Consider the following 15,365-nt stretch of genomic DNA (forward strand, 5'->3'; position numbering starts at 1 on the left):
ACGGTTTCACATTTTCCGAAGGCGTGCTAGAGCGGGCCATCCGCAACCAACCTTGCAGATCAGTTGTTGCCCTGCGCTTGCAGCCGCGGTTTCCCGCCCGCTGGAGGCGCCTTCTGAAGGACCTTGTCATGGCCGTCGCCTCGAAGAAAATTCCCGCTCCCGATCTCGTCGAAATCAGAACCGCGCTGCTCTCCGTCTCCGACAAGCGCGGCATTGTCGAATTCGCCGGCGCTCTTGTCGCCCGCGGCGTGCGCCTGCTCTCCACCGGCGGCACCCACAAGGCGCTGGCCGAGGCCGGGCTTCAGGTCACCGACGTCTCGGCCATCACCGGGTTCCCCGAGATCATGGACGGACGGGTGAAGACGCTGCATCCCAAGGTTCACGGCGGGCTGCTCGCCATTCGCGACGACGAGGAACACCAGGCGGCCATGCGCGCGCACGGCATTGACGGCATCGATCTCGCCGTCATCAACCTCTACCCCTTCGAGGAGGTGCGCGCTGCCGGCGGCGACTATCCGACCACGGTCGAGAACATCGATATCGGCGGCCCGGCGATGATCCGCGCCGCAGCCAAGAACCACGCCTATGTCGCCGTTGCCACCGATCCGGACGACTATGGCGCGATCACAGCGGCGCTCGAGGCCGGCAACGGCACCCTGCCCTATGCGCTGCGCCAGCAGCTGGCAGCGCGCGCCTATGCCCGCACGGCCGCCTATGACGCGGCGATCTCCGCCTGGTTTGCCGAGACGCTGGCCATCGAGAACCCGCGTCACCTGACGCTCGGCGGCACGCTGCGCCAGGAAATGCGCTATGGCGAGAACCCGCACCAGGCCGCCGCCTTCTATGTCACCGGCGACAAGCGGCCGGGCGTCGCCAATGCCGTGCAGCACCAGGGCAAGCAGCTGTCCTACAACAATATCAACGATACCGACGCCGCCTTCGAGCTGGTCGCGGAATTCTCGCCGGAGATTTCGCCGGCCTGCGCCATCATCAAGCACGCCAATCCCTGCGGCGTCGCCCGCGCTGAAACGCTTCTGGAAGCCTATCGTCGCGCGCTCGCCTGCGACAACCAGTCGGCCTTCGGCGGCATCGTCGCGCTGAACCAGACGCTGGACGGACCGACGGCGAGCGAAATCGTCAAGCTCTTCACCGAGGTCATCATCGCGCCTGAGGCTGACGAGGAAGCCAGGGCGATCATTGCTGCGAAGAAAAACCTGCGCCTGCTCACCACCGGTGGCCTGCCCGATCCGCGCGCAAGGGGCCTCAATTTCAAGACGGTTGCAGGCGGCTTCCTTGTGCAGGGGCGCGACACCGCCATGATCGACGAGATCGAACTGAAAGTGGTCACGGAACGCGCGCCGAACGAGCGGGAGCTTGAAGACCTGAAAATGGCCTTCGCCATTGCCAAGCATGTGAAGTCGAACGCCATCGTCTACGTCAAGGACGGCCAGACGGCGGGCATCGGCGCCGGCCAGATGAGCCGCATCGACTCAGCCCGCATCGCCGCGCTGAAGGCCGAGGACGCGGCGAAGGCGGCCGGCTGGCCGGAGCCGATGACGCGCGGCTCCGCCGTTGCCTCGGAAGCCTTCTTCCCCTTTGCCGACGGTCTCCTGTCCGCTGTTGCCGCCGGCGCCACGGCCGTGATCCAGCCCGGCGGCTCGATCCGCGACCAGGAGGTGATCGACGCGGCCAATGCCAATGGCGTGGCCATGGTCTTCACAGGCACCCGCACCTTCCGCCACTGACAACTGACGGGCGGCAGGCTTTACTGCCGCCTTTCGCCGCGCCCCATCGCCGGCACGAACAGAACGAGCCCTGCGACGAGAAAGACGAGCAGGCTCGCCATGCCGATATTCGGCGAGCCGGTCCAGCCCGTCAGAATGGCAAAGGCGCCGGTGGCCAAGAAGCTCGTCATCCGGCCGGTCAGCGAGAACAGGCCGAAGAAACGTCCCGCCTCTTCCGGCGCGATGCGCGTTGCCAGAAAGGCCCGCGAGCCCGCCTGCACCGGCCCGAAGGCAAGGCCGATCAAAACGCCGTAGCCAAGAAACGCCTTTTCCGCTCCGGCGGCGAAAAGGCCGTCCCCGGAAACGGGCCCGAGACGCAGCAATCCGAAAAGGGTCGCCTCCTTCGTGGTCGATACGATGCCGAGCGTCGCCGTGACCAGCATCAGGAGCGCCACGAGCACAACCCCGCCCGCTGAGGCGCCGCGCCCGAAACGCGCGGCGAGAAAACAGCCGAAGATCGCCGCGACATTCAGGATGATGCCGAAAATACCGATCTCCATGGTCTTCCAGCCGAACATGCCCGCCGCAAACGCGCCGCCGAGGATGAGGATGCCGTTGACGCCGTCCATATAGAGCATGCGAGCGACGAGAAAGCGGATCAGCGCCGGCCGACCCTTGAGCGCCGCGAGGGTGGCCCTCAGGTCTTTGAACCCGTCGGCGATGGCGCGCCCGGCAGGCTTCAGCGGCGGGCGATCGGGCGTGAAGATGAAGAACGGCACGAGGAACGCGAAGTACCAACAGGCTGCCAGCGGACCTGTCAACCGTGCCGCCGCCCCGGTCTCCGGATCAAGCCCGAAAAGCGGCGTCAGGCCGAGCATGGTCAACCCGGTCTCGGGGTCGGCGGAGAGAAACAGCACGACGGCGATGAGGAAGATCATGCCGCCGAGATAGCCAAGCCCCCAGGCCTCGTTGGAGACGCGGTTCATGCGCGCGGGCCGGACCAGATGCGGCAGCATGGCATCGTTGAAGACCACCGAGAGCTCGGCCATCACGGTCGCCGCGATAATCAGCGTCGCCGGCCAGACATAGCCGGTTCCGGGCGCGGCAAACCACAAAAGGGCGAGGCTTCCGGCCTGGACGACGGCCATCGTTCCGATGAAACGCTTGTTGCGCCCGGCCGAATCCGAAAGCGCGCCGGCAAATGGCGCGCCGACGGCGACAACGAGCCCGGCAATCGTCGCCGCATGCGCCCATGCCGTCTGCCCGGCAACGGGATTGCTTCCGAGCTCGGATACGAAATAGGGACCGAAGATGAAGGTGATGATGACCGTGAAGAAAGGCTGCGCCGCCCAGTCGAACAACATCCAGCCGACAACGCCGGAACGCGGCGCCGAAGCGCGTCCGGCCGATGCCGTGACATTTTCCTCAAGAAGCGACAATGCGATCCATCCCGTGTGAACAGGATCGAGATTGCCGCTTCTGGCCGCTTTGTCAAACCCTGACCGGCATCAACCCAGATCGCGGGCCAGGTCGTTCAGGAGGCCGGCGGCGACCGTGGTCTTGGCAATCGACGGGTCGCCCGAGCGGGCAAGCCGTTCGAGCTGCTCGGCAATCTGCTGAACCCGCGCGGCATGCGCCTCGCGCCAGGCGACGACGGCGTTCTCCGCCTCCCCATGGCCGAGAAGCGCGTTGGCGGCGAGATCGCGCCGGCTGGCCGAAATCTGGTCCATGGAGCGGGCGAGCGCGAGCGAATCGTAGAAATCGCTCGGCTTCATCCGCGCGGCGACGCTCAGGAGCGGCGACACATGGAAGAGCTTGGTGACGCTGAAATAGGCGTCGGCCGCCCGTTCCAGGCTGTGGCCGCTGCGTCTTGCGATCTGCAGGGCCTCCGGCACGAACATCATGGCGAGGTGACGGGCGAGGCTTGCGGCGAGATCGTCCGGCACGCCGGCCTTGCGCCACCCCTCTTCCTGCCCGGCAAGCCACTCGGCTCTCGCATCGGGCAGAAGATCGGCAATCCCCGCCTCGAACGTGCCGAAGGCGCCTTTGAGCCGCGCGACTGCATTTGCGATTTCGCCCTCGGCAAGCCCGTTGCGGATCAGCAGGTGGGTCAGAATGCTGAAGAGGTAGCGAAGCTGCGTGTAGATTGCATTCTGCGTCCGCCCGTCGATCGACCCGTCAAGCGCGTGCACGGCGTGCCAGAGGTTCTCCATGCCGAAGCCGTCGCGGGCAATGATCGCCGCCTTGACCACCTCTGCCGGCGTCGCCGCCGTCATGTCGCAGGCATTGATGACGAATTCCGGCCCGCCGCGATTGATCACGTCATTGGCAAGCCGCGTGGCGATGATCTCGCGCCTGAGGCGATGCCCGCCGATATCCTCGGCAAAGGTCTCGCGCATGCGCTCGGGAAAATAGCCGTAGAGCAGCGGCTCCATATAGGGATCGTCCGGCAGCTCGCTTTCCAGCAACTGGTCGAACAGAACGATCTTGCCGTAGGAGAGCAGCACGCCGATTTCCGCGCGGGTCAGTCCGCGGTCGGACTGGCGGCGCGAACGCAGCGCCTCGTCATCCGGGAGCGTTTCAACCGTGCGGTCGAGATGTCCGTCCTTTTCCAGAACCTCCATCATCCGCGACAGGGACAGCATGCTGGCAAGACCCGCCTCATTGCTGAGCGAGATGGCAAGCGTCTGCAAGTAGTTGTTTTCCAGCACGATGCCGGCGACGGCCTCGGTCATCTCGGCGAGCAGCACGTCGCGATCCGCGCGCGTCAGGCGGCCCGCGCGCATGGCAGAGGCGAGCGCGATCTTGATATTGACCTCGACGTCGGAGCAGTTGACGCCGGCGGAATTGTCGATCGCGTCGGAGTTGCAGCGGCCGCCCTTGAGCCCGAAGGCGATGCGCCCCTTCTGGGTGACGCCGAGATTGGCGCCCTCGCCGATCACCTGAACGCACAGGTCCTCGGCGTTTATGCGGATCGGGTCATTGGCGCGATCGCCGACCTCGGCATTGGTCTCGCCGCGCGCCTTGACATAGGTGCCGATGCCGCCGAACCAGAGCAGGTCGGCCTTCGCCTTCAGGATCGCGGACATGATGTCGAAGGGCGTATATTCCCCTTGGGCAAGACCAATCGCCGCGGCGGCCTCAGGGCTCAGCTTCACCGCCTTTTCACGCCGAGAGATGATCATCCCGCCTTGCGACATCAGGCTCCGGTCGTAGTCCTGCCAGCTGGAGCGCGGCAGGTCGAACAGCCGCTTGCGCTCGGCAAAGCTCTTCGCCGTGTCGGGGTCGGGATCGATAAAGATGTCGCGGTGGTCGAAGGCCGCCACCAGCCGGATCTGTTCCGACAGCAGCATGCCGTTGCCGAAGACGTCGCCCGACATGTCGCCGACGCCGACGACGGTGAACGGCGTCGTCTGGATATCGATGTTCATTTCGCGGAAATGCCGCTTCACCGCCTCCCAGGCGCCGCGCGCGGTAATGCCCATCTTCTTGTGGTCATAGCCCGCCGACCCGCCGGAAGCAAAGGCATCGTCCAGCCAGAAATCGGCCTCCTGCGCCAGGGCGTTCGCGGTATCGGAGAAGGTCGCCGTGCCCTTGTCGGCGGCAACGACAAAATAGGGATCGTCGTCGTCGCAGCGCACCGTATCGGCAGGCGGGATGACCTTGCCGTCCTCGATATTGTCGGTGATCGACAGAAGCGTGCGGATATAGCTCTTGTAGGCCTCGCGCCCGGCGTTGAAGACCTCCTCGCGGCTGCCGCCGGAAGGCAGGGCCTTCGGATAGAAGCCGCCCTTGGCGCCGACGGGCACGATGACGGCGTTCTTGACCTGCTGCGCCTTGACGAGGCCGAGCACTTCCGTGCGGTAGTCCTGTCCGCGATCCGACCAGCGCAGCCCCCCGCGCGCCACCTTGCCGAACCGCAGGTGAACGCCTTCGACCTCCGGGCCGTAAAGGAATATCTCGCGGAAGGGCCGCGGCTCGGGCAGGATGGCCAGCGAGCGCGAGGCGAACTTGAAGGCGAGGTTCGGCCGCGGCGCGCCGCTCTCGTCGGTCTGGAAATAATTGGTGCGCAGTGTCGCGTCGACGAGCTTGACGAAGAGCCGTAGGATCCGGTCGTCATCGAGGTTCGGCACGCCTTCCAGCCCCTCGGTGATGGTGCCGCGCGCGCTCTTCAGCCCCTCGGCGCGGTCCGCGTCGGAAAGCGCGGGATCGAAAGCGGTGCGGAACATCAGGAACAACGCGCGCGCGATCACCGGATAGAGGCAGAGCGACTGGGCGACATAGTCGGCAGTGAAATTGACGCCGGCCTGGCGCAGATAATGCGCATAGGCGCGCAGAACGTTGACCTGGCGGGCATCGAGACCGGCAAGCAGCACCAGCCGGTTGAAACTGTCATTGTCGACGCTGCCGGTAAAGGCGGCGGCAAAGGCCTCCTCGAGGCGGTCGCCGTCAGCCTCCAGGTCGAAGACCGTCGAACCGTCGACCAGCAGCTCCATGTCATGGAGGATGACCTCGACGGGGCCGGCGCCGCCTGGTTCCAGCGTCAGGTCAAAGGTGCGTTCGGAAATCACGGTGAAGCCGAGGTTTTCCAGAAGCGGCACGCGCCGCGACAGGGCCAGATGACCGCCGGCATGGAAGATCTTGAGCCGCAGCTCCTCCTCGCCGTCATCATTGACGGGACGGTAGAAGGCGATGCGAATGCCGCTTTCGGCCGCCGTTTCAATCAACGGCAGGTCGGCAACGGCTTCCTCGGGGGAAAATGCCTCGTGGTAGGCCTCGTTTGCATCGAAATCGGGCGCTCCGGGGCCGGCGAGCGAACGGAAATGCTCCGACCAGTCGGCGGCGAGCCTGCGGACGGCCTCTTCCAGTTCGACCTGCGGCACCTCGGGCGTCTTCTCCTCGCTGTGGCGGCCGATGATGAACTGGACGCGGGCCGAGCGGCCTTCCGGAAACGAAGGGTAATAGGCGGAGACATGACCCTGATAGACCTCGGCGAGATATTCCCCGACCTTCTCCCTCAGCCGCGCGTCATAGAGATTGCGCGGAATATAGACGAGGACCGAGACAAAGCGGTCGAAGCCGTCGATGCGGCTCAACACGCGGATGCGCGGTCGCTCGGCCACATCCATGATCTGTTCGGCAAACTCGGTCAGCTGGGGGACCGGCACCTGGAACAGTTCGTCGCGCGGATAGGATTCAAGGATATTCTGCAGCATGCGCCCGGCATGGCTCTTGGGCTCGAAGCCGAAATGGCGCGAGACCTCGGCAAGCTTGGCGCGCAGCAGCGGAATGCGCGCGGCAGACTGGGTATAGGCGGTGAAGGTGAAGAGGCCGACAATGCGCAGTTCGCCCACGACCCTTCCATCCTCGCCGAAGCGCTTGACGCCGATATAGTCCATATAGGTGCGCCGGTGGACGATCGAGGTCGTATTCGCCTTGGTGACCAGAAGAAGCTCCGGGCCTTCCAGGAAGGCGAGGATCTCCGGGGTGGAGACGACCGGGTTCGTCCCGCGCCGCAGGACCCGCATCTCGGGATCGGAGAGAATGCCGATGCTGGAACCGGCCACATGCTCGACCCGTCCGGAGCCGCCCTCGTCGATATAGGCCAGTTCGCGCATGCCGAGAAAGGTGAAGTTGCCGTCGCGCAGCCATTCCAGGAAGTGTTTTGCCTCCTCGGCGCCCGCTTTCAGGCCCTCCGGGGCGCGCGCGTCCATCTCATCCATGGCCGTCTTCAGTTTCTCAAGCATCAGCGGCCAGTCGTTGACGGCAAGCCGCACATGCGCCATCACATAGTCGAGCCTCTCCTTCAGCCGTGCGCGCGTCTCCGGCGAAAGCGCGGCCACATGCACCTGTACATGGCTGATGCGATCTTCTGGCGCATGCTGGATTTCCGGCGAGAACGCGGTGACGGAACGGCCGGACCCTGCAATCAGGATCGGATGGACGGCAAGCAGGATATCGTTGGTGAACTCGCCGATCTCGGCCATCACCGAATCGTAGATGAAGGGCATGTTCCGGACTGTCACGGTGATCACATCGGTTGCGATGCCCGAAGGCGCGATGCCGGAGACCGGACCGACGGTGACGCGGGCCTCTGCGCCATCGAAGGCGCCGACCTCGCGCGCGGCGTGCACGGCCGCCTGTGCCAGCATCGCCGCATCATAGCGCGCGAGGTCCTCGGGGCTTGCCCGCTTGAACATGGAAAAAGGATTGATGAAGGGCTGATCGGCCGCAAGCGCTGCCTTTTCGGCGGCGGCCATCATGCCCTTGCGCATCTGATCGGATTTGTTTTCCATGTTTCCTCCAGCGTGTTCTTGTTTGTCAGTCGCCGGGAACGGCATTTGAAGCCGCCTTGTTGTCCCGGCCCTCTTCGACCTTTAACGTCGCCGTCATGACACTGGCTTGACAGCGCCCTCCAATAGGCGATTTAGAGCGTAAATGAGGCAAATGGCAAAACATTTCCGCTTTTTTGATCGCACTGGTTGCAAGCCCGACAGAGGATTTGAAATGACAGCAAAAACCGGCGCGGTCATCGCCATATCCAGCCATGTCATGCGCGGCGCCGTCGGCAACCGGGCGATCGTCTTCGCTCTCGAAACGCTTGGGCTTGCTACCTGGTCCGTCCCCACCATCGTCCTGCCCTATCATCCCGGCCACGGGGCGTCCACCCGGCTGACATTCGATGATGCCGGCTTCGCCCGGGCGCTTGCGGAGCTCGGCTCGAGCCGCTGGCGCGGCGAGATTTCCGCCGTCATCAGCGGCTATATCGCCGGCCCCCGACAGGCCGAGGCGATCGCCGCGCTGGTTGAGGGGCTCAAGGCGGACAATCCCGGGATCACCTATCTCTGCGACCCGGTGAGCGGCGACGAGAAGGGTCTCTACGTGCCGGAGGAAACCGCCGCCGCCATCCGCGACCGTCTTCTGCCGCTCGCCGATATCGCCACGCCGAACCGGTTCGAACTCTCTTGGCTGACTGGCCGGCCGATCGACAACAACAGCGCGGCGGTGGATGCCGCGCTTGCGCTCGGCCCCCGCGAGGTGGTCGTGACCTCCGCCCATGCCTTTATCCGGGACGGCGTGGCCGCGCTTTACGTGGACGGCCGCCAGGCGGTGCTGGCCGAGCACGGACGGCTGGAAAACCCGCCCAACGGACTGGGCGACCTGTTCTCCGCGCTCTATCTTGCGGCACGGCTTGCCGCACTTTCTCCCGCAGAGGCACTGGAGAAATCAACGGCGTCGGTCTACGAGGTTCTGGCGCGCGCCATTCGCGAGGGCGCCGACGAGCTGCAGCTTGAACGCAACACGTCCGGTTTTACGGCCCCTTTTGCAAAAGTTGGCCTTCGTCAATTGATGCATCCGGCCAGGCACCGTAGAAGAAAATGATGCGCGGCGATGCGCGAAAGAATGAGGATCAAGACAGATGGACGCGTTTCCCAAATCCCTTCTCGACGGCTACAGGAGCTTCATGTCCGGACGCTATGTCGAAGAGAGCGCGCGCTACAGGACACTGGCAGAGGAAGGTCAGAAGCCGCAGACGCTGGTGATCGCCTGCTGCGATAGCCGCGCCGCGCCGGAAATGATCTTCAACGCCCGCCCGGGCGAACTTTTCGTGGTCCGCAACGTCGCTAACATGGTGCCGCCCTATGAACCGGACGGCCAGTATCACGGCACCTCGGCGGCGCTGGAATTCGCTGTCGAGGGGCTGAAGGTGAAGAATATCGTCGTGCTCGGCCACGGTCGCTGCGGCGGCATCCACGCCGCCCTTTCACCGGAAGCCGAGCCACTGACGCCCGGCGATTTCATCGGCAAGTGGACGACGCTGCTCAAACCTGCGGCCGAACAGATCAATGCAAACTCGGCCATGACAGCCGGCGAGCGGCAGACGGCGCTGGAACGCATCTCGATCCGCAACTCGCTCTCCAATCTGCGCTCCTTCCCCAATGTCGCAGCGGCGGAGAAACAGGGCAAACTGAAGCTCTGCGGCGCATGGTTCGACATTTCCTCCGGCGAATTGTGGGTGATGGACAACAAATCCGGCGATTTCGCCCGGCCTGACTGAGCAACCCGGCAAAGCCTGTCCAGCCGTCATTCATCGAGCCGTTTTGCTTGAAAGCGTCTTTAAGGGTGGATCAGGGCGCCTGACCGGGTCGGGCGCGATGCATCGTCAGAGAAGAACGACGGCGCCGCTCAACGCCGGACGTCGTCCGCGTCGGCGCTTTCCTCGATCCGCTCCATATCGTCGTCCGACAGGCCGAAATGATGCCCGATCTCGTGGATCAGGACATGGGTGACGATGTCGCCGAGGGTTTCCTCGTTTTCCGCCCAGTAATCGAGAATCGGGCGACGATAGAGCGTGATGCGGTTGACCATCTCGCCGGTTTCCATGGTGAACCGCTCGGAAATGCCGCGCCCTTCGAAAAGTCCCAGCAGATCGAAAGGCGTTTCCAGCGCCATGTCCTCGAACACGTCATCGCTTGGAAAATCCGCGATCTCGACGACGAGATCACCGGTCAGCGCGCGGAAAGGCTCGGGCAATTTGGCATAGGCCTCGATTGCCAGGGCTTCGATTGCCTCAAGGCTCGGAGCATGCCGCCCCTGCCAGTCTTCGCTTTTGTTCATACGCGCCATTTCTGCTCCTTCGTCCGGCCCATATAGGCCTTTTTTAAGCGCATTTCGAGAAAAGAATACCGGGCCCCGCCGACGCGCTGAAGGAGGCGAAGGGTCCGGGCGCCGCAGGCCTTGCCGGGCGGCGGCAGCGTCGGCAGGCTTCAGGCGATCGCGCCGCCCGGCCGGCCCTTGAATCCGGGCTCCGTCCGCCCCCTTTCGCACGCCCCGAAAATTGCGCCAAACCTGCTTGACACGCATTGGCGAAGGCCCTAAGAACGCCCCGTCCCGCGCGGTCAAGCGCTGCCCGGGAACATCGTCCTTCACGCTGCCCCAAGCGGCAGAGCAGATATGAAGGTCCGGTTTGGCGGGGTAGCTCAGGTGGTTAGAGCAGCGGAATCATAATCCGCGTGTCGGGGGTTCAAGTCCCTCTCCCGCTACCAGAACCCTTTTTATGCAGTTCAAAGACATAGGTAACGGATTGTCCCCAAGACATGGGTGACAACCTCGTTTCGAACGGGTTGTCGACGGTTTGCACGGTCCTCCGCTTCAGGACACGATATTCGAGATAGACCGCGCAAGGCCAGCGTGCCGGGTGCCTTTGCCACCTGCGAGACGCAGGACTGGCGTGCTCTTTGAACATCGCCCTCCTCACCGGCGCATCGGCCCGAAAGCAGGAAAAGCTTATCGGCACGCACGATACCGAAGCTCAATATGTGGGCGCCTCCCGTGCGGGTGCGGATGGATGCCCGGCGCTCCAGCCAAGCCCGTTGCCCGCGCCGTCCCCGCCGAAATCGACAGGCTCTTGAAACCGCCGCGGCAAGGCCGCCTCAGAATTGCCATGACCATGGCAGAGAAAGCACGCATGGGCTGTTTGCATGCGCCTTGCCTATCGTCATGGTAAAAATCCCGCCCGGCCACTAAACCCTTCCTTCATCGTCGGCGGAACGAAGGACGGGAACGCCATCAAGACGGAGCGCGGGACTGTTTTAAAGACGGCATCGCTGGCGCAGTCGGCTCTCCCATAACGAGAGGATGTGTCGATGTTGAAGAAAAAAATCAACAAAAACAGAGAACTTCTGGCCGCAATCGGTATTTCCTCCAGGGCCCTTGGCGGCGTTGCCGTCTTCAGCGCCGTGGTGAACATTCTTGCCCTGACCGGCACGCTTTTCATGCTGCAGGTCTATGACCGCGTCATTCCCAGCCATTCCGGGGCAACGCTTCTGGCGCTCTTCGCGCTCGTTGTCCTGCTCTATCTCATGATGGGCATTCTCGACAATGCCCGCAGCCGGGTGCTCGCCCGGATCGGCGCCCGTTTTCAGGACCGGCTCGATGAACGGGTGTTCCGGATCGTCCTCAAGCAGTCGCGGCTGCCGTCGGAACGGCAAAAGCCCGCCGTGGCGCTCAACAGCCTTGGGACGATACAGGGATTTCTCGCCTCGCCCCTGCCGGGAGCAATCTTCGATCTGCCCTGGGTCCCGTTCTTTCTGACCATCATGTTCGCCTTCAGCGTCTGGCTCGGGCTTCTGGGTCTTGCCGGAGCGCTCGTCGTCACCGCGCTGGCGGTCGCCAACCAGTGGCTGACCAGGCGAAAAAACGCAGACGCACATGCGATCAGGCTTGAAGCGGATGCGGAAACGGAGCGTACGCGCAAGCAGCTTGAAACCATTCTCGGCCTCGGCATGGTCGATCCCTTTCTGGCGCGCTGGAAGCGCCTTCGCGCGGCCTCGCTCGAAGCCAATCTTGCGACCTCGGACATTTCCGGCCGGCTGACGTCGGCCTCCAAGGCGGTTCGGCAGCTGCTGCAGTCCGCGGCCCTGGGTCTCGGCGCAGTCCTCGTTCTCGCGGGCCATTTTCAGGCGGGCGCAATGATTGCCTGTTCCATCCTGCTCGGCCGGGCGCTCGCGCCGATCGAGCAGGTGATCGGCCAGTGGGGCCTGATCCAGCGCGCTTGGGAGGCCTGGAAAAACCTCTCGCTGATGTTTGGCGCCGTTGAAGACGAAACACAGCATATGCCCCTGCCGCGCCCCGCAGCGAAGGTCGATGTCGAGGCGGCGACCGTCGTGCCTCCCGGCGAGCGGAAGCCGGTTTTGCACGCCGTCACCTTCTCCGTCGCGCCGGGAAAGGCCCTTGCCGTCATCGGGCCCTGCGCGGCGGGCAAATCCTCTCTGGCGCGCGCGCTCACCGGGATCTGGCCGGCGGCCGCCGGCATCATCCGTCTCGGCGGCGCCGACATCAATGAATATCCGTCCGACACGCTCGGACGTTATCTGGGCTATCTGCCGCAGAACGTGACGCTGTTTCCGGGAACCGTGGCGCAGAACATTGCCCGTTTCGACGAGAAAGCCGATCCCGACGCGGTCGTGCGCGCTGCGCAGAAGGCGGGGGCCCACCAGATGATCCTCGATCTGCCCATGGGCTACGACACCCTCCTGACGGAGGGCGAGAGCCTGCTTTCCGGAGGGCAGCGCCAAAGACTTGGCCTCGCGCGCGCGCTTTACGGCGAGCCGCTGGTTCTCGTGCTCGACGAGCCGAATGCCAGCCTCGACGACGAGGGGCTGCGCGCGCTGAACGGCGCCATCGCCGAAGCCAAGGCCGATGGCCGTGCCGTCATCCTCATGTCCCACCGCCCTTCCGCGCTGGCGGAATGCGACTCTGTGCTTGTGCTCGAGAAGGGGCACGTGCGCGCCTGCGGCCCGCGTGACGAGGTGTTGAGCCGCATCGCCGGCACGCACATGCCGAACGTCGTTGCCGGAGGGGGTCATTGAGATGTCCGACAGATTGTCACCGAAAAAATTCCTCGTCACGGGTTTCGTCGCGCTCGCGCTCGGTCTCGGCGGCATTGCCGTCTGGGGGATCACGATGAACATCAACGGCGCCGTTATCGCCGCGGGGCAGGTCGAGGCGCAGGCGCGCCGCCAGGTCATCCAGCACCAGTATGGCGGCATTGTCGCCGAGATCGACGTGCGCGACGGCGAGGCAGTCAAGGCCGGCCAGCAGCTTGTCCGCCTCGATGACAGCGAGCTCAACGGCCAGCGGAAGATCCTCTCCCGCCAGATCTTCGAGGCGAGGGCCAAGCTGGAGCGGGCGCGCGCGCAGGTGCAGAGCGCGGGCGCACTCGCCTTCTCTCCCGGTCTCGTCGCCGGGGCTAGGGCCAATCCGGATTACCAATCCGTGCTGGAGGACGAACGGAAAGTGTTCAATGTCCAGGCGGAATCCAACGCCCTGATGGAGCGGCAGCTTGCAGAACAGCAGACGCAGGCCGAAGCCGTCATCGCCGCCGACCGGGAACAGATCGCCGCATTCGAGAAGGCCCTTGCCATCGATGAGCAGGAGATCGGCCGCTACCAGGGGCTGCTTGATCGCGGTCTGGCCCAGATGAACAGCGTTTCCAGCATGAAGCACGAGGCGGCCACGATCGAAGCCGAGATCGCCGATCTGAAGGCCGAGATCGCGGAAGTCAACGGGAAGCTCGCCGGCTACGCCGTGCAGTTGCTCAAGGTGAAGACCGATGCACGCCTTGCCGCACAGCAGGAATATGCCGAGACGCAGCCGCAGCTCGCGCAATTGGAAGAGAAACTGAATGTCGTCGAGAAGGAATATGGCAGGCTTTCGCTGCGCGCGCCAATGGACGGAACGGTGTATGACCTGAAAGTGTTCACCATTGGCGGCGTCATCCAGCCGGGCGCCGAGATTGCCGCCATCGCCGCGGACGATGAGCCGGCCATTCTGGCGCTTCGGGTCCCGCCCGCCGAAATCGACCGGATCGTTGCCGGACAGGAAACGCAGGTCAAGTTTCCGAATTTCAACAGCCGGTCGACACCGGAGCTTTTCGGCACCGTGCGGACCGTTTCCGCAGACGTCCTGACGGAAGAAAAGACCGGCACGCCCTATTTCCGGGTGGAGGTCGCGCTCGACCCGGCCTCCGAAGAGGCGGCCGCAACGCTCGGCATCAAGCCGGGAATGCCGGTCACGGCCTTCATCCGGACCGGCGCCCGCAGCCCGGTCTCCTACCTGCTGAAGCCGATGACCGACTATTTCGATATGGCCTTCCGCGAGGACTGAACGCGGTTCCCCGAAGACCGATTGCCGCCGCCCCTCAGACGTCGATACTTCGAGGGAAGATCAGCCGAAACCGCCATGTGACCGCCGGCGCGCTCCGGCGCGGACCTGACGCGAGGCGGTTCGAAAGCGCCCGCCCGGCCGCCGAAGCCGGGACATCGGCGGTGATGCCTGACGGGTGAACGCCGCCGCCATCCCCGTATCATGCAAAACGGCGCGGACCGAAGGCCGGTCCGCGCCGCCATTATCAGGTTTCTCCGCCCATCAGGCGAAGATGAAATCGCTTGCGGCGAGGTGCTGGCCGGCGGCAAGCGCGATATCGATCTCGTTTCCGCTGCCATCCGTGATCACCGCGCAATAGCCGAGGCCCTCGACGTCGGTGTCGTAACCGAGATGGTTCACCAACTCGCTCCAGCTGTCGAGCTCGGCAACCTGGCTCAGGTCGATCCGGTCTTCCGACTGACTGAAATCAAAGATCGTATCGTGGCCAAACCCCTTGTCGAAGACGAACGTGTCTGCGCCCGAGCCGCCGTAGAGCTTGTCGTTTCCCTCGCCGCCGTAAAGGCGGTCATTGCCGCCGTTTCCGTAGAGCGTATCGTTGCCGCCATCGCCCGACAAACGGTCATACTGGCTGCTGCCGTGGATTTCGTCGTCGCCGCCATCGCCATGGACGATGGTGTTCTTGTCCAGATAGAAACCCTCACTGAGGTATATCGTGTCGTTGCCGTCACCACCGCTGATCGTGTCGCTGCCGCCGCCATGCGCGTAAATCGTATCATCGCCGGCATCGCCGTAAACAACTTCGTCTCGTCCGTAGCCACAGTTGATGGTGTCGTTGCCGTCTCCGCCGTGGATGGTGTCATTGCCCTCATCGCCGTAGATGAGGTCGTCGCAAGCGCCACCATAGACGGTGTCATTGCCGGCGCCGGCATAGATATAATCTCTTCCGTTGGAACCGAAGATCAAATCATCCCC

General features: G+C 64.2%; 8 protein-coding genes, 1 tRNA gene and 1 pseudogene. 6 read left to right on the forward strand and 4 right to left on the reverse strand.

Going from position 1 to position 15,365, the window contains the following annotated elements; all coding sequences use genetic code 11:
* Positions 1-128: 128 nt before the first annotated feature.
* Complete coding sequence (purH, locus tag AC5DC2_RS08300) at positions 129-1,745, forward strand: bifunctional phosphoribosylaminoimidazolecarboxamide formyltransferase/IMP cyclohydrolase (RefSeq protein ID WP_491698162.1); 1,617 nt, start codon at positions 129-131, stop codon at positions 1,743-1,745.
* 20 nt (positions 1,746-1,765) lie between these two features.
* Here purH and AC5DC2_RS08305 read toward each other — a convergent pair whose 3' ends face one another.
* Positions 1,766-3,088, reverse strand: coding sequence for an MFS transporter (locus AC5DC2_RS08305; RefSeq protein ID WP_491698163.1), 1,323 nt, complete (start codon positions 3,086-3,088; stop codon positions 1,766-1,768).
* 144 nt (positions 3,089-3,232) lie between these two features.
* On the reverse strand, positions 3,233-8,020 hold the full coding sequence (locus AC5DC2_RS08310; protein WP_491698158.1) for an NAD-glutamate dehydrogenase: 4,788 nt from the start codon (positions 8,018-8,020) through the stop codon (positions 3,233-3,235).
* Between the two features lie 211 nt (positions 8,021-8,231).
* On the opposite strand from AC5DC2_RS08310, the gene pdxY reads away from it, so the two are divergent.
* Both pdxY and AC5DC2_RS08320 read left to right on the forward strand, forming a co-directional pair.
* Complete coding sequence (pdxY, locus tag AC5DC2_RS08315; RefSeq protein WP_491698159.1) at positions 8,232-9,107, forward strand: pyridoxal kinase; 876 nt, start codon at positions 8,232-8,234, stop codon at positions 9,105-9,107.
* Positions 9,108-9,144: 37 nt separating this feature from the next.
* Positions 9,145-9,783, forward strand: a complete 639-nt coding sequence (locus AC5DC2_RS08320) for a carbonic anhydrase (RefSeq protein ID WP_024708490.1) — start codon at positions 9,145-9,147, stop codon at positions 9,781-9,783.
* A gap of 128 nt (positions 9,784-9,911) precedes the next feature.
* Here the strand turns inward: AC5DC2_RS08320 and AC5DC2_RS08325 are convergent, their stop codons facing one another.
* Positions 9,912-10,352: a metallopeptidase family protein gene (locus tag AC5DC2_RS08325; RefSeq protein WP_024708489.1), complete on the reverse strand. Its 441-nt coding sequence runs from the start codon at positions 10,350-10,352 to the stop codon at positions 9,912-9,914.
* A 342-nt stretch (positions 10,353-10,694) separates the two neighbouring features.
* On the opposite strand from AC5DC2_RS08325, the gene AC5DC2_RS08330 reads away from it, so the two are divergent.
* The 3 genes from AC5DC2_RS08330 to AC5DC2_RS08340 all read left to right on the forward strand — a co-directional run bounded on the left by AC5DC2_RS08330 (position 10,695) and on the right by AC5DC2_RS08340 (position 14,393).
* Positions 10,695-10,771, forward strand: a tRNA-Met gene (locus AC5DC2_RS08330).
* 600 nt (positions 10,772-11,371) lie between these two features.
* The gene (locus tag AC5DC2_RS08335; RefSeq protein WP_491698160.1) at positions 11,372-13,096 is read left to right on the forward strand and encodes a type I secretion system permease/ATPase; all 1,725 of its coding nucleotides are present in this window, start codon (positions 11,372-11,374) and stop codon (positions 13,094-13,096) included.
* A 1-nt stretch (position 13,097) separates the two neighbouring features.
* Positions 13,098-14,393, forward strand: coding sequence for an HlyD family type I secretion periplasmic adaptor subunit (locus AC5DC2_RS08340; RefSeq protein ID WP_491698161.1), 1,296 nt, complete (start codon positions 13,098-13,100; stop codon positions 14,391-14,393).
* Positions 14,394-14,654: 261 nt separating this feature from the next.
* Here AC5DC2_RS08340 and AC5DC2_RS08345 read toward each other — a convergent pair.
* A pseudogene (locus tag AC5DC2_RS08345) lies at positions 14,655-15,365 on the reverse strand (hypothetical protein); the annotation flags it as partial.

It is taken from the genome of Martelella sp., from assembly GCF_984369615.1.

What these genes read in the sequence shown, in the direction of transcription:
- purH (WP_491698162.1), top strand. Translation starts at nt 129, where the DNA reads ATGGCCGTCGCCTCGAAGAAAATTCCCGCTCCCGATCTCGTCGAAATC.
- AC5DC2_RS08305 (WP_491698163.1), bottom strand. Translation starts at nt 3,088, where the DNA reads ATGTTGTTCGACTGGGCGGCGCAGCCTTTCTTCACGGTCATCATCACC.
- AC5DC2_RS08310 (WP_491698158.1), bottom strand. Translation starts at nt 8,020, where the DNA reads ATGGAAAACAAATCCGATCAGATGCGCAAGGGCATGATGGCCGCCGCC.
- pdxY (WP_491698159.1), top strand. Translation starts at nt 8,232, where the DNA reads ATGACAGCAAAAACCGGCGCGGTCATCGCCATATCCAGCCATGTCATG.
- AC5DC2_RS08320 (WP_024708490.1), top strand. Translation starts at nt 9,145, where the DNA reads ATGGACGCGTTTCCCAAATCCCTTCTCGACGGCTACAGGAGCTTCATG.
- AC5DC2_RS08325 (WP_024708489.1), bottom strand. Translation starts at nt 10,352, where the DNA reads ATGGCGCGTATGAACAAAAGCGAAGACTGGCAGGGGCGGCATGCTCCG.
- AC5DC2_RS08335 (WP_491698160.1), top strand. Translation starts at nt 11,372, where the DNA reads ATGTTGAAGAAAAAAATCAACAAAAACAGAGAACTTCTGGCCGCAATC.
- AC5DC2_RS08340 (WP_491698161.1), top strand. Translation starts at nt 13,098, where the DNA reads ATGTCCGACAGATTGTCACCGAAAAAATTCCTCGTCACGGGTTTCGTC.